This is a genomic window from Paraburkholderia solitsugae (assembly GCF_013177695.1).
GTDB lineage: Bacteria > Pseudomonadota > Gammaproteobacteria > Burkholderiales > Burkholderiaceae > Paraburkholderia > Paraburkholderia solitsugae.
Map to the genome: position 1 here is coordinate 16,997 of NZ_WOEY01000127.1, position 17,728 is coordinate 34,724.

At 62.0% G+C, this 17,728-nt stretch carries 12 protein-coding genes and 1 pseudogene; 8 read left to right on the forward strand and 5 right to left on the reverse strand.

The window, feature by feature from the left end; translation table 11 throughout:
• Nucleotides 1-160: 160 nt before the first annotated feature.
• The 5 genes from GNZ12_RS31575 (at nt 161) to purU (ending at nt 5,429) form a co-directional block, all read left to right on the forward strand.
• Nucleotides 161-2,164, forward strand: a complete 2,004-nt coding sequence (locus GNZ12_RS31575) for a cation:proton antiporter domain-containing protein (protein WP_172316091.1) — start codon at nt 161-163, stop codon at nt 2,162-2,164.
• 128 nt (nt 2,165-2,292) lie between these two features.
• Nucleotides 2,293-2,859, forward strand: a complete 567-nt coding sequence (locus GNZ12_RS31580; RefSeq protein WP_172316034.1) for an adenine phosphoribosyltransferase — start codon at nt 2,293-2,295, stop codon at nt 2,857-2,859.
• A 45-nt stretch (nt 2,860-2,904) separates the two neighbouring features.
• The gene (locus GNZ12_RS31585; RefSeq protein WP_172316035.1) at nt 2,905-3,519 is read left to right on the forward strand and encodes a LysE family translocator; all 615 of its coding nucleotides are present in this window, start codon (nt 2,905-2,907) and stop codon (nt 3,517-3,519) included.
• 72 nt (nt 3,520-3,591) lie between these two features.
• On the forward strand, nt 3,592-4,449 hold the full coding sequence (locus GNZ12_RS31590; RefSeq protein ID WP_172316036.1) for an NUDIX hydrolase: 858 nt from the start codon (nt 3,592-3,594) through the stop codon (nt 4,447-4,449).
• Between the two features lie 110 nt (nt 4,450-4,559).
• Nucleotides 4,560-5,429 (forward strand): formyltetrahydrofolate deformylase, encoded by an 870-nt coding sequence (gene purU / locus GNZ12_RS31595; RefSeq protein WP_172316037.1) that lies wholly within the window; start codon nt 4,560-4,562, stop codon nt 5,427-5,429.
• 7 nt (nt 5,430-5,436) lie between these two features.
• Here the strand turns inward: purU and GNZ12_RS31600 are convergent, their stop codons facing one another.
• From GNZ12_RS31600 to uvrA, 3 genes are all read right to left on the reverse strand, one after another.
• Nucleotides 5,437-6,681 carry a PepSY-associated TM helix domain-containing protein gene (locus GNZ12_RS31600; protein WP_172316038.1) on the reverse strand — a complete coding sequence of 415 codons (1,245 nt, stop codon included), beginning with the start codon at nt 6,679-6,681 and terminating at the stop codon, nt 5,437-5,439.
• A 232-nt stretch (nt 6,682-6,913) separates the two neighbouring features.
• A complete protein-coding gene (locus GNZ12_RS31605) occupies nt 6,914-7,999 on the reverse strand; it encodes an AI-2E family transporter (protein ID WP_121109227.1) in 1,086 nt (361 codons plus the stop codon).
• Between the two features lie 34 nt (nt 8,000-8,033).
• Nucleotides 8,034-10,907, reverse strand: coding sequence for an excinuclease ABC subunit UvrA (gene uvrA, locus GNZ12_RS31610; protein ID WP_172316039.1), 2,874 nt, complete (start codon nt 10,905-10,907; stop codon nt 8,034-8,036).
• Between the two features lie 355 nt (nt 10,908-11,262).
• Between uvrA and GNZ12_RS31615 the strand changes: the two genes are divergently transcribed.
• Nucleotides 11,263-12,453 (forward strand): MFS transporter, encoded by a 1,191-nt coding sequence (locus tag GNZ12_RS31615; RefSeq protein WP_172316040.1) that lies wholly within the window; start codon nt 11,263-11,265, stop codon nt 12,451-12,453.
• 218 nt (nt 12,454-12,671) lie between these two features.
• A complete protein-coding gene (locus GNZ12_RS31620) occupies nt 12,672-13,205 on the forward strand; it encodes a single-stranded DNA-binding protein (RefSeq protein WP_172316041.1) in 534 nt (177 codons plus the stop codon).
• A 227-nt stretch (nt 13,206-13,432) separates the two neighbouring features.
• Here GNZ12_RS31620 and GNZ12_RS31625 read toward each other — a convergent pair whose 3' ends face one another.
• Nucleotides 13,433-14,353 carry a polysaccharide deacetylase family protein gene (locus tag GNZ12_RS31625; protein WP_216673447.1) on the reverse strand — a complete coding sequence of 307 codons (921 nt, stop codon included), beginning with the start codon at nt 14,351-14,353 and terminating at the stop codon, nt 13,433-13,435.
• 42 nt (nt 14,354-14,395) lie between these two features.
• A pseudogene (locus GNZ12_RS31630) lies at nt 14,396-15,871 on the reverse strand (purine-cytosine permease family protein).
• A gap of 444 nt (nt 15,872-16,315) precedes the next feature.
• Between GNZ12_RS31630 and GNZ12_RS31635 the strand changes: the two are divergent.
• Nucleotides 16,316-17,704, forward strand: a complete 1,389-nt coding sequence (locus tag GNZ12_RS31635) for an APC family permease (protein ID WP_172316042.1) — start codon at nt 16,316-16,318, stop codon at nt 17,702-17,704.
• Nucleotides 17,705-17,728 lie beyond the last annotated feature (24 nt).

The window sequence follows — 17,728 nt, forward strand, 5'->3', positions numbered from 1 at the left end:
CGCGGAGTATAGCAAAGGCGCTTGTTCGCCGCGCCGGGCCTGCTGTGCCAAGCCGCTGCCTTTATTGCTGTTTTTTACGGCCCCACAACCTTGTCGCGCGGCGTTTCTCGTGCGCGGTTCCGCTGACGAACGAGGACGCTTTACCGATGCGTTTTTGCCGATGATTTCCCCGCTCGAAATGACGCTATTCCTGCTGCTGGCATCGGTGGCGGGCGTGGTGCTATTTCGCTTTCTGAATCTTCCACCGATGCTCGGCTATCTGACGGTCGGCATCGTGGTCGGGCCGCACGCGTTCGGTTTGATTCCAGACTCGGCCGGCGCGCAGAATCTGGCCGAATTCGGCGTCGTGTTCCTGATGTTCTCGATCGGCCTGGAGTTTTCGCTCTCCAAACTGCGTTCGATGCGCCGCCTCGTGTTCGGTCTCGGCCTGTTGCAGGTGATCGGCACCATCGCCGTGGCGGTCTCGCTCGGTTTCGTGCTGGAGCGCTGGGTGCACATCACGTGGCAGGCGAGCGTGGCGCTGGGTGGCGCGCTGGCGATGTCGTCGACGGCGATCGTCAGCAAGATGCTGGCTGAGCGGCTCGAGATCGAAACCGAACACGGCCGGAATATCTTCGGCGTGCTGCTGTTCCAGGATCTGGCGGTGGTGCCGTTGTTGATTGTCATCGCAGCGCTGGGTGGCAGTTCGAACAATCTCGTCAGCTCGCTCGGGATAGCGGCCATCAAGATCGTCGTGGCCTTGTCCCTATTGTTAATAGTGGGGCAGCGCTTCATGACGCGCTGGTTCAACGTGGTGGCGCGGCGCCGCTCGCAGGAACTGTTCATCCTCAATCTGTTGCTGGTGACGCTCGGCGCGGCGTTCATCACGGACAAGTTCGGCCTGTCGCTTGCGCTCGGCGCGTTCATCGCCGGCATGCTGATCGCCGAAACGCCATACAGGCATCAGGTGGAAGAGGATATCAAGCCGTTTCGCGACGTGCTGCTGGGTCTCTTCTTCGTCACGACCGGCATGCTGCTGAATCCGCGCGTGATCTGGGACCACCCATTCATCGTGCTCGGCTTCCTGGTCGGGCCGATCCTGCTGAAGGCGGTGATGGTGACCGGGCTCTCGCGCCTGTTCGGTGCGTCGCCGGGTGTCGCGATGCGCACCGGTATCGGCCTCGCGCAAGCCGGCGAGTTCGGCTTCGTGCTGCTGAATCTGATTCTCGACAAGCATCTGGTCGACGCCACCTTGTTGCAGGCGATTCTCGCGGCGATGCTGCTGTCGATGCTGGCCGCGCCGTTCCTGATCCAGAACTCGGACCGTATCGTGCTGCGCCTGTCGTCGACTGAGTGGATGATGCAATCCTTGCAGATGACACGTATCGCGACGCAGAGCCTGAAGCAAAGCGGCCATGTGATCATTTGCGGCTATGGCCGGGCTGGGCAGAATCTGGCGCGCATGCTGGAGCATGAAGGTCTGTCGTACGTCGCTTTGGACCTGGACCCCGATCGCGTCGCCGCTGCGGCGGCGGCCGGCGAATCGGTCGTATTCGGCGATGCGGGGCGGCGCGAATCGCTGCTTGCCGCCGGTATCCATCGCGCGGCAACGATCGCGATTACCTACGCGAACACGCCGTCGGCATTGCGCGTGCTCCACAATATTCACGAACTGGAACCCACGCTGCCGGTGATCGTTCGCACCGTCGACGACGCCGATCTGGAAAAGCTGCTGGCCGCCGGCGCGACCGAGGTGATTCCGGAAATCGTCGAAGGTAGCCTGATGCTGGCTTCGCATACGCTGGTGCTGATGGGCGTGCCGATGCGACGCGTGGTGCGGCGGGTCGAGGAAATGCGCGACGAGCGCTACGCGCTGTTGCGCGGCTATTTCCATGGCGCGGACGACGTGGAAGACGACGACGGCCACGAACAGGTGCGGCTACAATCGGTGCCGGTCGACGAAAACTCGGACGCGGTGGGCCGAACGCTGGCGGAACTGGGCCTGTTCGATCTGGGTGTCGAAGTGACGGCGATTCGCCGGCACGGCATTCGCGGCGTCGAGCCGGACCCGTCCACCAAGCTGCGCGCGAGCGACATCGTGGTGTTGCGGGGCCTGCCCGAACAGTTGGCCGAAGCCGAAGAGCGGCTCTCGAAGCATCGCCGGGCGGGCGCCGCTGCGGTCTAGTGTGCAAGGTCGGCGTGGCATGATCTCGCCGGGGCGGCGTTGCCGGCCGCGCCTGAGCCCGCCGTACCTGGCCGGCCGCACCTGATTTAGCCATTCATCGGACCTGTCGAGGTCCATCCGGAGACATCATGTCCAACGCGCTCGCGAGCGCGCCGCTCGATGCGGCCGACTACATCAAAAGCCACATCCGCACGGTGCCCGACTGGCCGCTGCCGGGCGTGCAGTTTCGCGACATCACGCCGCTCCTGCAGGAGCCGAAGTCGCTGCGCGTGCTGATCGATCTGTTCGTTCAGCGCTATATCGACGCGAAGCTCGCCTACGTCGCCGGGCTGGATGCGCGTGGTTTCATCATCGGGCCGATTCTGGCTTACGAGCTGAACCTCGGCTTCATTCCGATCCGCAAGCAGGGCAAGCTGCCGTACAAGCGAGTCGCGCAATCCTACGAGCTCGAATATGGCACCGCGACCGTCGAGATTCACGAGGACGCCTGCAAGCCGGGCGATCGCGTCGTGATCATCGACGATCTGATCGCCACCGGCGGCACGATGATGGCCGGCAAGATTCTGCTGGAGCGGCTTGGCGCCGTGGTGGTCGAAGGCGCGGCGATTATCGATCTGCCTGAGCTCGGCGGCTCGGCCTTGCTGCGCAAAGCGGGCCTGCCGCTCTATACGGTGACTGAATTCGGCGGCCATTGAGCGCTGGATGCGAACTTCTTCCTGCACACAAAGAAGGTAAGAAAGATGCCCAACTTCCTGTTGTTTCTCGCAACCTCGATCGCCATCACGATGGCGCCCGGCCCCGACAATCTGCAAGTGCTCGCACGCGGCATCTCGCAAGGCCGTGCGGCGGGCCTCGTCGCCGCGCTCGGCTTTGCCGCCGGCATTACCTTCCACACCACGTTGGCCGCGCTTGGCGTGGCCGCGTTGCTGCGTTCGTCGCCGGTTGCGTTTGAAGTGATCAAGCTGGCCGGCGCCGCGTATCTGGTCTGGATCGGCATCAAGGCGCTGCGCAGCCAGGGCCTCGCCACCGCGCACGAGCGCCCGCCGCAACCGTTGATGGCGGTGTTTCGTCAGAGCGTCCTCGGCAATCTGCTGAATCCGAAAGTGACGCTGTTCTTCGTCGTGTTCCTGCCGCAATTCGTGCAGCCGCACGGCACGCAAAGCGTCACGGTGCAGATGCTCGAACTCGGCGTGTTGTTCATGTTGCAGACCGTGGTGGTGTTTTCGCTGTTCGGCGTGTGCGCGGGACTGATCGGCGGCTGGCTGAAGCGCCGGCCGCGCGTGGGCGTGTGGCTCGACCGGCTCGCCGGCGCGACGTTCATTGCGATCGGGATTCGCGTCGCCTTGCGGGATTGACAGAGGGTCCGCTTAAGCGACTGCGCGAGCGCCGACAACCGGGTGCGCCAGAAGACCAGTTTGGAGCTTTAAATGACTTTGCCTTGCATCACCGCCGCGCGCCGCTTCGACGCGGACGCGCATCTGCCGTTCTGGATCGACGCCGAGCAGGTCGGCTGGATTCGTTCGACCGATGTGCCGTTGCTCGCGCGCTGGCCCGATGTGTTTGAAATCGACGGTGTTGAACGCGGGCGCGTGACGCTCGCGTCCGTGTTCAACACCGTCGACCTGCGCAGCGCGGCGCTTGGCTCCGTGATCGGCGCACTTGCCGCCGAGGGCCGTATTCCCGGCTGGCGCAATGAGACTTACGCGATCCGCAATGCGTTCGATGCGCCGCCGCTCGCGTACATCGAACGCGCGGCGTCGCGCTTCTTCGGCACGATGACCTACGCGGTGCATCTGAACGGCGTCGTAGAATACGCGGATGGCGCCCCGCAACTGTGGATCGCGCGCCGCAGCGACACCAAGGCAACTGACCCGGGCATGCTCGACAATGTTGTGGCAGGCGGGATCGGCTGGGGCTTCGGCATCGAGGCGACGATCATCAAGGAGTGCTGGGAAGAAGCCGGCATTCCCGAGGAGATCGCCGCGCGCGCCACGGCCGGCCGCACCGCGCATGTGCTGCAATCGTTGCCGGAAGGCACGCAGGCCGAACAGATTTTTATCTACGACCTCGCGCTGCCGGGCGATTTCGCGCCGCGCAATCAGGACGGCGAAGTGGGCGAACACCGGCTCGCGCGCATCGACGAAGTGGCACGCTGGATCGAAGAAGGCGGGATGACGGTGGACGCGAGTCTCGCCACGCTGGACTGTCTGCTGCGCCGCCGCTGGATCGACGCAGACGCGTGTCCGGGCATCGAGACGCTGTTCGAGCCGCCGGCGCTTGCATAAGCGCTAGTTGGGCGCGGGTGCGGCGGACAAGCCAGGTCACGCTGGAGCACGCTGCATCGAATAAGACACACCGAACAAACTACGCACTGAAGAAGGGAGTCACCCAGGTCATGTCGACCGATCACAGCTTTATCCTCAAACTGTCGTGCGCCGACCGGCCCGGCATCGTCCACGCGGTTTCGGGCTTTTTGTTCGAGCGTGGCAGCAATATTCTCGACTCCGCTCAGTTCGGCGACAGCCGCACCGGCGAGTTCTTCATGCGCGTGCATTTTCAGCAGGTGGGTGGCGATCCGGGTCTGGACGTGTTGCGTCAGTCGTTCGCGATGCTTGCTGAGCAGTTCGGCATGCGCTGGGAAATGCACGATGCGTCGGTGAAGCCGCGCGTCGTGATCATGGTGTCGAAGATCGGCCATTGCCTGAACGACCTGCTGTTCCGCTATCGCACCGGTCAATTGGGTATCGAGATTCCGGCGATCATCTCGAACCACAAGGAGTTCTATCAGCTCGCGGCCAGCTACGACATTCCGTTCCATCACTTCCCGCTGATGGGCGGCACGCCCGACGCGAAGGCCGCGCAGGAAGCGCGCGTGCTCGAAGTGATCGACGAGCATCAAGCCGATCTGGTGGTGCTCGCGCGCTATATGCAGATTCTGTCGCCGCAACTGTGCGAATCCCTCGCTGGCCGCGCGATCAATATCCATCACTCGTTTCTGCCGAGCTTCAAGGGCGCGAAGCCTTATTACCAGGCGTTCGACCGCGGCGTGAAACTGATCGGCGCAACCGCCCACTACGTGACGACGGATCTCGACGAAGGTCCGATCATCGAGCAGGGCGTGGAGCGTGTCGATCACAGCATGACGCCGGAGCAACTGACTGCCATTGGCCGCGACGTTGAATGCGTGACACTCGCGCGTGCGGTGAAGTGGCATGTCGAGCATCGCGTCGTGTTGAACGGTAGCAAGACGGTAGTGTTTCGTTAAAAGCAGATCAGGACCGCAGCGCGGTCCTGCCCGCATCCCGCTTGTCCCGTGCGTGCCGTGCGTGCCGTGCGTTGTGTGCCGAACGGCGGCGCGCATTCAGTTTCTTCAGCCAGATCAGCAGTCCCGTTGCGCTCAGCACGGCGACCGCGATCCCCATCGCGCTAATCAGAATCCGCCCGCCGAGACCGAGGATGCGTCCCGAGTGCAGCGGGAATTGCACCTGCATGAAGATGTCGCCGGCTGTGCCCTTGCCGGGGATCTGCGCGCCGAGCGGCTTGCCTGTGGCCGCGTCCCAATACATCCACGGATTGCCGAGGCCGAGATCGCCGTGATCGTTGCCGGTTGCGTAGAAGCCGACGCCGTAGGCGTGCAGGAATTCCGCGTAGTAGACGCCGCCCGGCGGCACCTTCAGGTTCTGCGCTCTGCCGGCTTGCTCGGCTAGCTCCACGATGCGCTCGCGGCTCAGGACCTGATCGCCGGGCTCGGGCTTGCGCAGGATTTCGAGGTTGTTGATCGGATCAGGCGTGAGCGTCGAGAACAGCGACACGATTGGCCGGACGACCGGCCTTGAAAGATTCATCGACACCGACGTCAGCGCGACGATCACCAGCAAGCCCCAGATCCACACGCCGCCCGACCGGTGCAGATCGAAGGTGAGCGCATAGCCACCACGCCCAAGGCGAAACGCAAACGACTTGCGCCATGCCTTGAAGCTCGGAAACGACAACCATAGGGCGACCACGCTATCGAACAGCCACACGATCCCGACAATGCCCATCAGCCACGTGCCGATATCGATACCGCCGGTGAACGGCAATTGCAGCGTGTAGTGCAGCTTGTAGATGAACGGAATCAGATTGATCCGCGCGAGCGACACGGCGCCCCATTCGCGTCGCCCCTGTACGTCGCCGGTGGCGGGGTCGACGGCGATCTGATTGAAGTCGAGCGGGTAGGGCTGCTGGGTGGAGGGGTCGGTGCGTGGCAGCACCATCATCTGCAACGTGTGGCCGGGTTCAGCGCCGAGCGGTAGATACGTCACCTGCAGGCGCGGATCGGCCGCTTCGACGCGACGTGCCAACTCGAGCGCTGACAGTGCCGGGCCGTCGGTGCGCGCTTTGAAGAACGATGGGTTCAGTGCGGCATCGAGTTCGTGATCCCACGCGATGATCGCGCCGGTCAGGCCGGCGACAAACAGAAACAGCGCAATAACGACACCGAACCAGCGGTGCAGACGGACGAACTGCCGCCTCATAAATGAGCCGGCGGAATGGTAAACGACGGGAAACAGCGAGTCACGGTGTTGTGTTGTAAATGGGAATTGTTCGCATCTTATGCGAATCGAGTGGCCTCCCGCAAGCTTTTGGTAAGCGGCGGGCGCAGCGCGAATCAGGCCTCCTGAAGACGGCTGACGCAAAAAAAACGGCACCGAAGTGCCGCTTTTTGCCTGCGTCTGCTAAGCCGCGCGTCGCGGTCTGATTGCCCGCTCACACCAGCCGCAGATAAATCAATTCCCGCTTGATATACGCATAGAAGATCGGCGCCGCGACCACGCCGGGGATACCGAACGCGGCTTCCATCACGAGCATCGCGATCAGCAATTCCCAGGCGCGCGCCTCGATTTGACCGCCGACGATGCGCGCGTTCAGGAAGTACTCTAGCTTGTGAATCAGGATCAGGAATACCAACGACATGACCGCCGCCGGAAAGCTTACCGAGAGCGCCACCGCGACGATGATCGTGTTCGAGATCAGATTGCCGATCACCGGCAGCAAGCCGACGATAAACGTCACCAGCACCAGCGTTTTGGAGAGCGGCAGCGTATCGTGAAAGATCGGCAGGATCACCAGCAGGAAAATGCCGGTAAAGACCGCATTGATCGCGGAAATCTTGACCTGAGCGAATACGATGCGGCGGAAGGCATCGGCGAAACGGGTCACGCGCGTGACGAACGCTGTGGACAAGGGCAGCCGTTGCATATGCTTCTGCGCCCCGACCGCGATGATCGCGCCGATGATCATGCCGATCAGGATGTGCGTGAAGCCGCGCGCCGCGGTCTTGCCGCTTTGCTGCAGCATGTTCGCGTTCCTCTGCATCAACTCGGCCGCCCTGCTCTTCATCTGCTCCGTATCGACCGGCAGATAGTTGGCGACGAATTGCGGAATCCGGCCGCGCGCCTGATCGATCAACTGCATTGCCTGGTCGAGCAGCTTCTGCACGCTCGGCACGTCGTTTTCGAAATGTCCGATGATGCCGAGCGTCAGCCCCGTCAGTGCGCCTACTATCACCACCGAGAGGATCACCACCGCGAGCCAGCGCGCGCGCTGGCTCGACATATGCCGTTCGATGCGCGGCGCGATGGTATGCACAAGTTGAAACACCAGCAGCCCGGCCAGCAGGGCGCCAAGCAGCCTCAGTTCGATGACGGCCCACATTCCGAACAGCATCAGCACGTAACTGCCGATTTCGACCGCCGACAGTGTCGGCAGGCTCATGTCGCTAGTCAGCCTGACCGGGCGTGGGCGTAGGTCCTGCACTTGCCCGTCGTCGCGCGCCTGATTCCGCTTGGCCATGGCTTATTCCGTCTCCAACCCGTGTTGTGCAGCGTTACTTTCTACTGGCAGTGCGTTTCAGCAGTGGCGCCAGATACTTACCGGTAAAACTTGCCTTCGACTTCGCAACCTGCTCCGGCGTGCCCTGCGCAATGATCTGACCGCCGCCGGCTCCGCCTTCGGGGCCGAGATCGATCACCCAGTCGGCGGTCTTTATTACATCGAGATTATGCTCGATGATCACGACGGTATTACCCTGGTCTCGCAAACGGTGAATGACTTCCAGCAGTAAGGCGATGTCGTGAAAGTGTAGACCGGTGGTCGGCTCGTCGAGGATGTAGAGAGTGCGACCGGTGTCGCGCTTGCTCAGTTCCAACGATAATTTGACGCGCTGCGCCTCGCCGCCCGACAGGGTGGTGGCCGACTGGCCCAGCCGGATATAGCCCAAACCCACGTCCAGCAAGGTTTTCAGCTTGCGCGCGACGACCGGCACCGGCTTGAAGAACTCGTAGGCGTTCTCCACCGTCATGTCGAGGACTTCGCTGATGTTCTTGCCTTTGTACTGGACGTCCAGCGTTTCGCGGTTGTAGCGCTTGCCGTGACAGACGTCGCAAGGCACATACACGTCCGGCAAAAAGTGCATTTCCACCTTCAGCACACCGTCGCCCTGGCAGGATTCGCAGCGGCCGCCCTTCACGTTGAACGAGAAGCGGCCCGCTTCATAGCCACGTTCTTTCGACGCGGGCACGCCCGCAAAAAGTTCGCGGATCGGCGTGAACAGGCCCGTGTACGTGGCCGGATTCGAGCGCGGCGTGCGGCCGATCGGCGACTGGTCGACGTTGATGACCTTGTCGAAGTGCTCCAGGCCCTCGATCGATTCGTACGGCGCCGGCTCAGCGGACGAGCCGTACAGGTGATGCGCGACCGCGTGGTACAGCGTGTCATTGATCAGCGTGGACTTGCCCGAACCGGACACGCCGGTCACACAGGTCAGCAGGCCGACCGGCAGATCGAGCGAGACGTGCTGCAGATTGTTGCCGTACGCCTCGACGATGCGCAGACGCCGTTCGTCCGGCTCTTTGCGCTCGTCCGGGAATTCGATGTTGCGGGCGCCGGACATGTACTGGCCGGTCATCGATGCCGCGTTCGCCTCCACCTGCTTGGGCGTGCCTTCGGCGATCACCATCCCGCCGTGCTCGCCCGCGCCAGGACCCATGTCGACCACGTAGTCGGCCATGCGGATCATGTCTTCATCGTGTTCGACGACGATCACTGAGTTGCCCAGGTCGCGCAGATGCTTGAGCGTGGCGATCAGCCGGTCGTTGTCGCGCTGATGCAGACCGATCGACGGCTCGTCCAGCACGTACATCACGCCGGTCAAACCGGAACCGATCTGCGAGGCGAGGCGAATCCGCTGCGCTTCGCCGCCCGACAGCGTTTCCGCGCTGCGTTCGAGCGACAGGTAATCGAGCCCGACGTTATTCAGGAACATCAGGCGCGCGACGATTTCCTTGACCACCTTGTCGGCGATCTCGCGCTTCGAACCTTCGAGCCGCAGCGTCTGGAAATAGCCGAGCGCGTCGCGCAACGGCCAGCCGCTGATTTCGAAGATGCCGCGCGCGTCGCTGTTCGAGCCGATCCGCACGAAACGGGCTTCCCGGCGCAGCCGTGTGCCGGCGCAGGCGGGGCAGGGCTGGTTGTTCTGATACTTGGCGAGTTCTTCGCGCACCGCGACCGAATCGGTCTCGCGGTAACGCCGCTCCAGGTTCGGGATGATCCCTTCGAACACATGCTCGCGTACGGAAGTGCGGCCACGTTCGTTGATGTACGAGAACGGAATCTCCTGCTTGCCCGAACCGAACAGCAGAATCTTGCGGACTTTCTCCGGCAGGTCTTCGACGGCTGTGTCGATGTCGAACTCGTAGAACGCCGCGAGACTTTGCAGCATCTGGAAGTAGAACTGGTTACGCCGGTCCCAGCCCTTCACCGCGCCTGCCGCCAGAGACAGCGATGGATGCGCGACGACCCGCTTCGGATCGAAGAAAGTGATCTGGCCAAGGCCGTCGCACTCCGGGCACGCGCCCATCGGGTTATTGAACGAGAAGAGGCGCGGCTCGAGTTCCTGCAGCGAATACGAGCAGATCGGGCAGGCGAACTTCGAGCTGAACAGATGCTCCTTGTCCGTATCCATTTCCAGCGCGATCGCGCGGCCGTCGGCGAGACGCAGTGCTGTTTCGAACGATTCAGCGAGGCGCTGCTTCATATCGCCGCGCACTTTCAGCCGGTCGACGACGACGTCGATCGTGTGCTTGTCATTCTTCTTCAGCTTCGGCAGCGAGTCGACGTCATAGATCTTCGCGACGCCCTCATTGGCCGTGCCGCCGCCCGAGCGCACCCGGAAACGGATGAAGCCCTGGGCCTGCATTTCCTCGAACAGTTCGACGTGCTCGCCTTTGCGGTTCGCTACCACCGGCGCGAGGATCATCAGCTTCGTCTCTTCCGGCAACGCGAGCGCCGCATCGACCATCTGCGAGACGCTTTGCGCTTCCAGCGGAATTTCGTGGTCCGGACAGTACGGCGTGCCGACCCGTGCAAACAGCAGCCGCAGATAATCGTGAATTTCGGTGACGGTGCCGACCGTGGAACGCGGATTGTGCGAGGTCGCTTTCTGTTCGATCGAGATCGCCGGCGACAGGCCTTCGATCAGATCGACGTCCGGCTTCTCCATCAATTGCAGGAATTGGCGGGCGTAAGCGGAGAGACTTTCGACGTAGCGCCGCTGCCCTTCCGCGTAGAGTGTGTCGAACGCCAGTGACGATTTACCCGAGCCGGACAGGCCCGTAATCACGACGAGCTTGTGACGTGGGAGGTCGAGATTGACGTTCTTCAGGTTGTGGGTGCGAGCCCCACGGATACGGATTTGTTCCACGCGTTATTCCAAGACTTGGCCCGTGACCTGGCGGAAAGAGGAGGCGGCTAAACCTGCTACTATAACGACTTTTCAAGACCGCCGTTACGGCTTCCTGACAGCTCGATCGGGTGCCAAGGCAAGTTGTAAGGCAGCGGTCCAGCGCCGCGGGGAAGAGGTCTAACTGGGGCCATTTTCCGCGAGTACAAGGCGCCGCGAGGCGCGAGGCGAGCATGCAGCAAGGTCGCCGGCCCCCATGCCGCGCCGTATGTTTGCCGCCGTCCAGCCATCCCGTGGTGTGCCGCCTGATGGCGGCCGTTCTGCGGGGAAGACCCGCCCGCGGTGTGCCGCCCAGCTCATTCAAAGAACGCTCCCGATGTCCAATCCGTCCGCTACATCCTCACGCATGAGCGCGCCTGAAATGCGCGCGACCGTGTCGCTTGCCGCCATCTTCGCGCTGCGCATGCTCGGTCTCTTCATGATCATGCCGGTGTTCTCGATCTACGCGAAGACCATCCCCGGCGGCGACAACGTGCTGCTGGTGGGTATCGCGCTCGGTGCGTACGGCGTGACGCAGTCGATGCTGTACATCTTCTACGGCTGGGTCTCCGACAAGGTCGGCCGCAAACCGGTCATCGCGACCGGCCTCCTGATCTTCGCGCTAGGCAGCTTCGTCGCCGCGGGCGCGCACGATATGACGTGGATCATCGTGGGCCGGGTGATTCAGGGGATGGGCGCGGTGTCGTCCGCGGTGATCGCGTTTATCGCCGACCTCACCTCCGAGGAGCATCGCACCAAGGCGATGGCGATGGTCGGCGGCAGTATCGGCATTTCGTTCGCGGTGGCGATCGTCGGTGCGCCGATCGTGTTCCAGTGGGTTGGCATGAGCGGCCTGTTCACGCTGGTCGGCATCTTCTCGATTCTGGCCGTTGGCCTGGTGCTGTGGGTCGTGCCGGATGCGCCCAAGCCCGTGCACGTACGTGCGCCGTTTGCCGAGGTGCTGCATAACGTCGAGCTGCTGCGCCTGAACTTCGGCGTGCTCGTCCTGCATGCCACGCAAACCGCATTGTTCCTCGTCGTGCCGCGCATTCTCGAAGCCGGCGGCCTGCCGGTCGCGTCGCACTGGAAGGTGTATCTGCCGGTGATGGGCCTCTCGTTCGTGATGATGGTCCCCGCGATCATTGCCGCGGAAAAACGCGGGAAAATGAAAATTGTGCTGCTGTCGGCGATCGGTCTTATCCTGATCGGACAGTTGTTGTTGGGCGTCGCACCGCATACGATTCTGAGTGTGGCGGCGATCCTCTTTGTCTACTTCCTTGGCTTCAATATTCTTGAGGCGTCGCAGCCTTCGCTGGTGTCGAAACTGGCGCCGGGCACCCGCAAGGGCGCGGCGGCCGGCGTGTACAACACCACCCAGTCGATCGGTCTTGCGCTTGGCGGGGTGGTCGGCGGATGGCTGCTCAAGGTGGACGGGCAGAGCGCAGTCTTTTTCACTTGCTCTGGGCTGGTGTTTTGCTGGCTTATAATCGCGGCAAATATGAAACAGCCGCCGCGCAAGAAGGCATAGCTGCGCCCCCAACTCTGGCGCTTCGCGCCAGGCCTCCCGGCGGGTTCAATGCCCCAAGGGACTTCCTTCGGTGCGGAAAACCTGGGGCGGCCAGGCGTTTTATTGACAGAACTCACCCGGCGGCGGGCTGAGGCGCAGTTCCGGTCTCGGGCCCACTGGCTTGAGACGCGAATCGCGCGTTGCCGCGCCGCCCGTAATGGAATCAACAGGAGAAACTCATGGCATCCGTGAACAAGGTCATTCTCGTCGGCAATCTCGGAGCCGATCCGGAAGTTCGTTATCTTCCGAGCGGCGACGCAGTGGCGAACATCCGCCTTGCGACGACGGACCGGTACAAGGACAAAGCGTCCGGCGAAATGAAGGAAGCAACCGAATGGCACCGTGTGGCGTTCTTCGGCAAGCTTGCTGAAATCGTGAACCAATATCTGAAGAAGGGTTCGTCGGTGTATCTGGAAGGGCGCATCCGCACCCGTAAGTGGCAGGCTCAGGACGGCACTGACCGTTACTCGACCGAAATCGTCGCCGATCAGATGCAAATGCTGGGTGGTCGTGGCGGCTCGACGGGCGGCGGCGACGACGAAGGCGGTTACAGCCGCGGTGAGCCGTCGGAGCGTAGCGGCGGTGGTGGTGGTGGCGGCCGTGCGGTCTCGGGCGGCGGCGCTTCGCGCGGCAGCAGCGGTGGTGGTTCGAGCCGTCCGAGCGCGCCGGCTGGCGGTGGCTTTGATGAGATGGACGACGATATTCCGTTCTGATAGGCAGTTTTAGTAAGTGTAAAGATCGGCCCCACCTTATGGTGGGGTTTTTCTTTTATATCTGGGACTCAGGGCGTTTCCTGACCTGCAACATTTGCCGGAGGGGTACCGTGGCTGCCGGCGATTTTTTGTTCGTAACTATTATCGGTGTAAAGAAAGCCCCGGTTTTTCTCACCAAATCAACGATTTGGAGGGATTCTCCAGGGCTGTTTTATTTAGCGCGTTCGTCACGCCGTCCGGGCGATGCCGAGCGGACCATCGTATTGCGGTAGCGTCTCGCGCATCGGTGTCCATTTCCCGCTCGCCACGAGTTGGGCCACGTACGCCGAGATGTCCTCCATCGGCGCGAACCAGACATCACCCCGCGCAAGGAGCTGCTCGATGAATTGCGCCAGCGCATCCCAGCGGGCGAGGCGGCCGGTCGCGAACGGATGCAGCACGGGCACCCAAAGCCCCCCGTACTTGTAGCACGCGTCGAACTCTTCGACGAACGCGCGCAGGCCCGCGAGCGGCGCGCGGACCGGCATCATGTAATCGAGATCGATCGAATGAACATACTGGGGCCAGTCGTCCAGCCCCCAATGCGACGGTAGCTCGACGAGCGTGCCGCGTCCGTTGCGGCTCTCGATCAGGTACGGGATGTCGTGGCCCATCAACGACGCGTCGTACTGGAATCCGCGCTCGAGCAGGAGGTCGATCGAGCAATCGGAAAAGTTGTACAGTGGCGCACGCCACCCGCGTGGCCGCTTGCCCGTCGCGCGCACGATCACGTCGATGCCGCGATCGAGCCAATACCCCTGTTCTTGCGCCGTGCCCTCGCACGGATTTTCGTGCAGATACCCATGGTGTCCGATTTCGTTGCCGCCTTCCACCATCGCCTCGATCGCCGCGGGATAGCGCTCGATGCACCATGCCGGAACGAAGAATGTCTGCCGGATGCCGAGCTGCTTATAGGTCTTCACGATGCGCGGCACGGCGATGGTTGGCCCGTAGCGCAGCATCGAGATGGGCGAGACCCGTTTGAACCCGTCCGCCGGGTGATCGAGATGAATCAGGCTGTCGGCGTCCATGTCGAAGGTCAGGCATGCCGCGCATCGTGCGCCGTTCGGCCAGGGAATGGGATTGTCGATCATATTGGGTTCATCCATGAACAGGCGTTTTTCAGGAGAGGACTGGCAAGCACGGCCCGCTCAGACGAGGGGCGTTTGCGCGTCGGCGGACGCGCGATCCGCGTGCGACGCCGCGCGTAGGGAAGGGTGTCGCCGCGCTAGCATGAAGTAGGTCGCGCCGGCGAAGAACAGGCCGAACTCGAAGCTCAGGTCGCCCCATCCGAGATAGTCTCGCATCAGCGGGCTGACATAGGCCGGCGAGTTGGAGAAGAGGACGGACGCGACCGTTCCGGTCACGAGCGCCACCACGCCCGGCCAGAAGATGCCATGGTTGTACCAGTATGCGCCGCGTCCCCATTTCATCCATGCGTCGGCCTGATAGCGCCCGCCGCGGAGGAAGTAATCGACGATGAGGATGGCGGCCCAAGGCGCGGTCCAGAAGACCATGTAGTTCAGAAATCCCTGGTACAGTTCGTAGAACTGACCGTAGTACACGGTTACCACGCGGACGACGAGCGTAAACACTGCAATGATGGTCAGCGAAGTGACCCGGTTGATCGGAATCCGCAGCGCAAGAAGCCCCAATCCGGCGGTGTAGCCGTTCGGCACGTTGACCGCTATGCCGCCCAGGATGATCGCGCCCAGCAGCGGCACGGTAAACCAGGTCGGAAGGAACTTCGACATCTGGCTGACGGGATCGTCGCCCAGTGCGCCACCGAGCGCGGTCGCGCAGAGCACGCCAATCACTTCGCAGAACACGAGCGCCACGAACTGACCGCCGCCCGAGGCGAACATGATCTTTTTCCAACTGGTTTCCGACGGAAAGTAGCGGCTGTAGTCGGAAGCGAAGTTGTACCAGCTGATCGGATACGCGAACACGATGCCCATGGCGATCAGCCACGTGCCGAACGACGCGCCGTCGCGGCGGCCCGTCAACGCCACCGCGAAGTCGACGTGCGGCAGGACGAACACCACCAGCGCGCCGAACAGGACGGCCAGCACCACCGCAATCCATTTCTCGGCCGCAATGATCGTCGCATGTCCGAAGATCGCGAGCAGGATCTCCGCCGCCAAAATGATCGCTAATGAGACCCAGACGACGCCTTGACCTTGTCATCCGGCCAGCTTCAGAAGGGTTTCGAGCGCCTGGGTCGCGACGACGGAATTGATCGAGAACCAGCTCAGTGCGGAAACGAGACTCACAGCCTTCGGCAGGAACGAACCGAGCTGACCGAACGCGCTGCGGGACGTCATGATGCCGGACGTGCCGGTGCGAGGCCCCATGATCGTCGTCAGTCCCAGCACAGCGCACCCGAGGACGTTCCCGACGAGAATCGCGCCCAGCGCCTGCCAGAAGGAAAGGCCTTGAGCGAGCACTAGCGCCCCGGTCATGACGACCACGTAATTGATATTGGCGCCGATCCACATCTTGAACAACTCGACCGGTGCGCCGTGGCGGTCGGCCGAGGGAATCGGTTCGATGGCGTGCTGCTCGATGCTCCATGCCTTGTCTGCCTGCACTTCAGCATCGGGATGATGGCGATTGCTGCCTTGCATTGCGTGCCCCTCATGTGGTCTTCGTTCGGTGCGTATGACGTGTGCGCGACGCTGCACGTCGCGTATCGCGCCGGAAATAAAACGTCGTGAGACGGGGAGTCATTCTGGTTCGCTCGGAACTTTGAAAAAATAGGTATCGACCGAAGTGAACTTCGGAGACGGACGAAGCGGTGTGCAACGCGTCGGCTTCGCCACGGGCTGCGCGAGCCCCGTTCATGCGGCGGCGACGTTTCGTGCCCGTAGAACGCGTCGCGATGCACGGCCTGTGCGTGCAACTTAAGCGACAGCCTGAGCAACGTGACAGTGCCTCTCATTGACGTCCGGACACAATTTCAAAGGTTTTCCGCCAGGCGGAATTGCCATCTTGTTCGTTGGAAAATGACGCGCGAGACTGCTTGCAGCCGGTTGATAACCGAACGTCGGCAAGAGGACTGGAGACTAGATATGGAACAGCAAATTTTGAGTGAGGGCAGCACGCCCGGCATCATCGCAGTACCACCGGAGATCGTTGCAGGGAATGCACTGAAGGAGCGTCTGTCTACCGGCCACGTAGTTGGACTGGCCATGGCGGACGTCTCCCCGACAATGGCAGTGTTCCTTTTGTCGGGCGCAGTATTCGTGTCTGCCGGAACAGCTGCCGCTGGTGTGAATCTGCTCATGATGGTGATCGTCGTGCTGATCGCCTTGTGTCTGGGTGAGCTGGCATCCATGTATCCATCGGCGGGCGGCATGTACACACTGGTCCGGGAGACATTGCCTGCGCCGTTCAGTTGGGTAACGAAGTTTAACTACCTATTGCAAGGCGTGATCATCCCAGCGTCGATTGGGCTCGGCATTGCCCAGTTTCTGCGCGACCTGTACCCGACATTCCCAGTGCCGGACACGGTCATAGCGTGTCTGTCGATAGGATTGGCCGCATTCATCGCGATGACGAAAGTGGAGATCGGTGCGTGGTTGACAGTTTTGATGGTGTTCGTTGAACTGACTGTTCTCGGCATTGTTACCGTCGCAGGATTCACGCATGTACATCAATCGCTCGGAGACCTGGTCGTGCATCCGGTGATGTTGAACCAGACTGGAAACGGGATATTCGCTGTGGGCATGGTGGCGGTATTCGCGTCGTTAGCTCCGGCTTTCAACATCATCAACGGTTACGACGCAGCCCTTGGCTTTGCCGAAGAGCTGCATGGGGGACGTAAGAATATCGGAAAGGCCGTGGTGTGGGCCGCAGTCATAGCGTCGATCACCATCATTATTCCGTTGCTTGCCGCGATGGTCGCTGCCCCGGATCTGGTGGGTTTTCTCAAGGCGCCTTCCCCGGTCTTGTACTCCGTCGAAACGGCGATGGGGCCATGGGCAAAGTATGTTGTGGACTTCGGCGTCATCGTCGCGCTCTTCAACGCCGGCCTATCCTTGATGATGTATTTCGGTCGTGGCGTCTATGCAACCGGCCGGGACGGAGCGTGGCCGGATGCGATCAACAAACGCATTGGCACTTTAAACAAACACTCGGTTCCGGGCTGGGCAACCCTGACGTTGGCGGTTCCTGCGTGTGTCCTGAGTTTCTTCAGCTATCTCGACTGGCTCCTGAATTTCTCCGGGACCATGATCGCCGCAGTCTACTTCTGTATCGGGCTTGGCGCTTTCTGGGCACGCGTATCCCAGAAGGACGTGGAGCGCCCTTTCAGAATGCCGCTGTGGCCGCTCCCCCCGCTGATCGTTGTGGCCTTCACTGGATTCGCACTGTATTCGCAGGAACTTCAATACCTGGGTGGCGAACTGGTGTTGATTCTGGTTGGACTCGTCTGCTGGCAGCTCTCGAAGCGTTGGTGATCAGCGGGCCCGTGTTTAGACATA

Coding starts and splice junctions, on each gene's coding strand:
- GNZ12_RS31635 (WP_172316042.1), top strand. CDS start 16,316: ATGGAACAGCAAATTTTGAGTGAGGGCAGCACGCCCGGCATCATCGCA.
- GNZ12_RS31575 (WP_172316091.1), top strand. CDS start 161: ATGATTTCCCCGCTCGAAATGACGCTATTCCTGCTGCTGGCATCGGTG.
- GNZ12_RS31625 (WP_216673447.1), bottom strand. CDS start 14,353: ATGGATGAACCCAATATGATCGACAATCCCATTCCCTGGCCGAACGGC.
- GNZ12_RS31605 (WP_121109227.1), bottom strand. CDS start 7,999: ATGGCCAAGCGGAATCAGGCGCGCGACGACGGGCAAGTGCAGGACCTA.
- GNZ12_RS31620 (WP_172316041.1), top strand. CDS start 12,672: ATGGCATCCGTGAACAAGGTCATTCTCGTCGGCAATCTCGGAGCCGAT.
- purU (WP_172316037.1), top strand. CDS start 4,560: ATGTCGACCGATCACAGCTTTATCCTCAAACTGTCGTGCGCCGACCGG.
- GNZ12_RS31580 (WP_172316034.1), top strand. CDS start 2,293: ATGTCCAACGCGCTCGCGAGCGCGCCGCTCGATGCGGCCGACTACATC.
- GNZ12_RS31585 (WP_172316035.1), top strand. CDS start 2,905: ATGCCCAACTTCCTGTTGTTTCTCGCAACCTCGATCGCCATCACGATG.
- GNZ12_RS31600 (WP_172316038.1), bottom strand. CDS start 6,681: ATGAGGCGGCAGTTCGTCCGTCTGCACCGCTGGTTCGGTGTCGTTATT.
- GNZ12_RS31615 (WP_172316040.1), top strand. CDS start 11,263: ATGTCCAATCCGTCCGCTACATCCTCACGCATGAGCGCGCCTGAAATG.
- GNZ12_RS31590 (WP_172316036.1), top strand. CDS start 3,592: ATGACTTTGCCTTGCATCACCGCCGCGCGCCGCTTCGACGCGGACGCG.